This is a genomic window from Buttiauxella sp. S19-1 (assembly GCF_022134725.1).
Lineage (GTDB): Bacteria > Pseudomonadota > Gammaproteobacteria > Enterobacterales > Enterobacteriaceae > Buttiauxella > Buttiauxella ferragutiae.
This window is the reverse complement of record NZ_JAHWLU010000266.1, coordinates 1-770: the sequence shown is the minus strand read 5'-3', so window position 1 is coordinate 770 and position 770 is coordinate 1. Positions and strand designations below refer to the sequence as shown.

General features: G+C 59.2%; 1 pseudogene. It reads right to left on the bottom strand.

Features of this window, described 5'->3' with window-relative positions:
- A pseudogene (locus MES37_RS24490) lies at nt 1–770 on the bottom strand (hypothetical protein); the annotation flags it as partial.

The following is a 770-nucleotide window of genomic DNA, read 5'->3' as shown; positions in this document are numbered from 1 at the left end:
GTCATAGCGGAATAGGGTGGTGCTGAGTACGCGGGTGCTGTCGCCCTGAGTGACGTCTTCGCGTACGACCTGGTCGGTGACGTTATATACCCGATTAAGGTGGGTGCCATCCGGGAAAGAAGTGCAGATACAGCGGCCTGCGGCGTCGTAGCGGTAATTCAGCGTTCTGCCGGTAAAGTCGGTATCCGCAATAAGTTGCCCGGCTTTGTCGTAGGTCAGACGGTAGTGCTCACCAGCGGCGTTGATGATTTCAGTCAGGCGGGTGAGTTTATCGTAACGGCATTCCAGCCGTTCGCCGTCCGGGCGTATCACCGCCGTCAGCAGGTCGAATGCACCGTATTCATAACGGGTGGTTTTTCCTTCACCGTCAGTAAAACTTTCGGTGAGTTTTTCGCTGTTCTGGTGCATCAGTTCGCGCACACCGTCGGGGCGGTTAATTTCCTCGATGCTGCCCTGCGGCCCGGCATGTTTTTTGCTGTGGCGGAACTGCGTGGTGAAGCCCAGCGGGTCTTTGACGCTCAGCAGACAGCCCAGCATATCCTGTTCTGTGTGTGTGATACCGCCATTCGGGGCAGTGGTTTCCCGCACCTGGTGCAGGGCATCATGGCTCCAGCGCCAGGTCGCGCCGCCGGGAAGAATGTGGGCCAGTAAATCGCCCTGTTCGCTGTAGCTGAACTGCTGGCTCCGGCCCTGCGGGTCAGTGAGGCTGACCACGCTGCCGAGCTCGTCGTAAGCCCACAGCCATTGCTGGTCGCCCGGTGTGGTCAGGC